Source organism: Haemophilus sp. SZY H53 (assembly GCF_054332375.1).
On sequence record NZ_JBTGNV010000020.1, the window covers coordinates 1 to 3,763 of the forward strand.

Sequence of the window (3,763 nt, forward strand, 5' to 3'; positions counted from 1 at the left end):
AATACAAAGTGCCAATGCCAAGGCATTGAGAACATTTGGTTAGAATCAGAACCGATTAAGTTGAATAAGGTTGCTGTACCAATCATACCGATCATGACACCAGCCATAATGCGCCAAGAAGCAATACGGGTGAATACAATCACTGCACCACCGATTAATAACGCAAGCGTTGAAACCTCACCCATTGAACCAGGAATATTACCAATGAATGCATCCATCCAAGTAATTGGTTGACCGGTTACAGTGTGTTGTAATGCTGCTTGACCACCTTGATTCCTCGACATAACGCTTTCAGCCCCCCCAAAAAAGCCGTCGGGCTTGATGCTGGCTATTTTACCGTCCCTATCACAGAAAGCTTGGCTCGCCGAGAGGTTATTAGTGTATTTGATTATCGTCGCCCGACAAAAATAAAAAGCCGAAAGGCTGATTACCTGACACACTTATCAAGCTACGATAGAAAACGCCAATGCAGTTAAGTCATCGGAGCAAGGGAAAAACTCTACAAACGTCTAGCAAAAATGGTTGAGCATAACTTTACGGAAGCAGAACAACACCATAGACATAGTTATGCCCATTACAGAGGTTCGTCGAAAGTACACATGCAAGCAAGCACAAAATATCAAGAAAATGCCCTTGTGCTATGGGCTTTTTTACGCTTTTTATAATTCAGACTTTATTAATATGAGGTAATGGTAAAAACTCTACGAAACTGACTGCTTGAATGGCAATCTAAAGTGAAATGTAATAGAAAGAGATAAAACGACAAAAAATAAACCCACCTTTACCAGATGGTCTATAAAGTGGGTTTGCCTGAGGTATAAAATCGAGTGTTAAATACGCGCTATTTTCAATATATTTTAGCTTTTATTTTTTAGGTAACGCATCACTAGAAGCATTAAATTTCACATTTGATGAAGTGTAAGCCTCAAAGTGCGGATGTTTTTTCATAAATTTAATGAAACTTTCCGCATCAGGCAAGTAAGTATCAACGCCTTCATATTTCGGATCGTTAAATAATTTACCAAAAGTTTTGTAACCATCTTTACCGCTAGCTACATAAGCATTAGTACCAACGAGATAACGTTTATTATCATCAATTGGTTCCCATTGTTGGGTTTGTTTATTCAATACTTCCACGCTGACTAAACGTTTACCTTCCGCATTTGGTATTTCATTCGCTTCGTAACGAATGCCCGCGCCATAAGGGAATGCCCCTGTAGAACCATCAACTAAAGCAAATTGCATCGCATCTTCAAGCACTTGTTTCACTAACGAACCTTCCATTTTATAGGTATATAACGTATTCCCGAAAGGTAAGAAAGTATAAGCATCATTAAAGGTTACATTGCCTGGTAAAATATCCGCACGAACACCGCCTGCATTTTGAATGGTTAAATCCACTGTTTTGAGTTCGTTATACATTGTTTCTGCAATAAAACGCGTTGCAATAGAACCTTCTGGATTTGAGCCTGCTTTATTTGGGATACGATTTGCTGAACCACCTGGCATTGCAGAACCGGTGATGACGCCAACAATTTCTTGTGCTAAACGATCTTTTTCACTTTTATATTTTGAAATAAGCATGTCTGTTTTTGCATCATGATCATCAAGTGAAATACTCTTCATTGATTTTAAAGTATCAAGCGCTTTTTTACGTTCATCGCCTGTTAATTCAGTCCATTTACCTTCCGCATTTTTCACTTGAAGTTTATGAGAACTCATTAACACATGAGGAATTTTACGAGTAATAGACGCAATACCTTCAGGGCTGAATTTAACACCTAAGTCACCCACCACAGCAGAATAAGCCCAACCTTCCATTACAAATACAGGTTCACCATTCGGATTTTTAAATTCAAGTGGATATTCATAGATTACTGGCAATTTTAAACCACGTAATTCATCATTTCCGTATAAATAATGTGAATCGCCAGTAACGATCACATCAATATCATTTACTTTTTGAGCGATTTCGATATTTTTTTCACTTCCTGCATGTGAAAGTAAGATGATTTTATTAATACCTTGTTGTTTTAGCGCATTTGCCATAATTTGCGCAGTAGCAATTTCATCATAGAACTTCACATCTTTACCTGGTGAAGAGGAATTAACCGTTTTATTCACGGTATCTAAACCGATAATAGCAATTTTTTCTCCATCTACAGTGAAAATATCGTAAGGTTTCCATTTGTTATATAAAATTGAATTTTTATCAGGAATAACATTGGCTGAAAGTACTGGGATTTTTAATGGCTCGAGTAGTTTTAATAAACCTTCATTACCCGCATCAAATTCATGGTTACCCAAAGTAAAATAATGGAAATTACCAGCATTCATGACAGCCGCATCAGCAGAACCACCAAAAAGGGTGAAATACAGCGTACCGGTAATCGCATCACCTGCATGTAGCACTAATGGATTTTTATACTTTTTACGTAACTCATAAAGTTTCCCATTCACAGCAGAAAAACCACCAATATCAACCTTTGTTTGTTGACCATTTAAATTAATTCTCGCTTCGTGCGGTTCCAAGTAAGAATGGTGGTCGTTAATATGTAAGATACTTAACTCAACAGCTTTATGTGCTTGCGGCGCTTCTTTAGCAAAGGCTGCACCTGAGCAAAGCATTGCTAACGCACTAACTGCAAAGGTAACTGATTTTTTAGATAAAAACATAATGGCTCCTTGTGAGTAAACGGATTAATTTAAGCCTTCAAGCATTGCTTGGAAAGTCTTATAACGAATAGCATAGTTATTGTGTTGAAGATTTTCACGTGCTTGATCCAAATACGAAAAATCATCAACCTCCACCCCTTTAAATTGGCGAGCAAACATCATATTGGCTAGAGCGAGGCGGGGCTTAATTTCAGAAGAAGGGGTTATCAAACTCACTCGATTCTCAGTAATAGAAAAAGTTGTTTGATTAGGAAAATCTTGACGCATCTGTTCAATAATTTTTTGAAATATGCCTTTAGCATCCAAAGACAATAATATAATTTGATCTGGTTTGGCTCCCCGTTCTATTAAAGCCTGAACAAATTGCTCCGAATTATCTGTTTGACGAATATAAATTTTTGCCTGCTCATTCGCTAAAAAAGACACCAGTAAGTTTTTCTTCATTTTCTGAATTAAATTAGCATCGCCAGTATTTATCGGTTCAAAGTATAAATAATCAAGAAATTTAGGGGTGAGATTTTTATCTGTTTTAAAAATGCGAGTGAGGATTTTTTCGCTTATTTGGATCTGATTATCTAGGAATTGAGGAGGTAAAGAAAAAAGTGCGGTGAGTTTTTTCTGTAAAATCGAAACTTGTTGCTTTTCTTGTTTGGCTAAAGCGATTGAAAATTGTTGCTTTAAAGCCTCAGCGGACTCAGTAGATATTGATTGGTGAGAAGACGAAGGAGGACTCGCTATCACAGATTGTTGAATGCCAATACATGACGCTAATCCAAGTAACACAGAATGAAAACTGATTTTCATAATAAACCTCATTTAACTGATATTTTATCAATATAAAATACCGCTTAACGCGTAAACTTGACCTAAAACTATTTGAGAGTTTCTTAGATTATACGTAAAACAAAATTGCATGTGAATGATAATGTTTACTTTTTCAAGAGAATATAACGTACTTATTAGAATGCTCATCCAAAACTTGCAATTTTGCTCAAAAAGTATAAAACTCGCAGGCTTTTTGTCTATATATACAGAGAAAAAAGTAAGCTATATTCTTAAATCACTTTCGAGTTTGAGAATATTCTTT

The 3,763-nt window shown here is 36.3% G+C and carries 2 protein-coding genes and 2 pseudogenes; 1 reads left to right on the top strand and 3 read right to left on the bottom strand.

Going from position 1 to position 3,763, the window contains the following annotated elements; translation table 11 throughout:
- Window positions 1–275: pseudogene (locus ACXVWB_RS11100) on the bottom strand (RnfABCDGE type electron transport complex subunit D); the annotation flags it as partial.
- A gap of 30 nt (window positions 276–305) precedes the next feature.
- On the opposite strand from ACXVWB_RS11100, the pseudogene ACXVWB_RS11105 reads away from it, so the two are divergent.
- Window positions 306–662: pseudogene (locus ACXVWB_RS11105) on the top strand (transposase); the annotation flags it as partial.
- Window positions 663–864: 202 nt separating this feature from the next.
- On the opposite strand, the gene nadN reads toward ACXVWB_RS11105, so the two are convergent.
- Complete coding sequence (gene nadN / locus ACXVWB_RS11110) at window positions 865–2,676, bottom strand: NAD nucleotidase (protein WP_049357781.1); 1,812 nt, start codon at window positions 2,674–2,676, stop codon at window positions 865–867.
- A 24-nt stretch (window positions 2,677–2,700) separates the two neighbouring features.
- Window positions 2,701–3,480, bottom strand: coding sequence for a hypothetical protein (locus tag ACXVWB_RS11115; protein WP_289902530.1), 780 nt, complete (start codon window positions 3,478–3,480; stop codon window positions 2,701–2,703).
- Window positions 3,481–3,763: the final 283 nt, after the last annotated feature.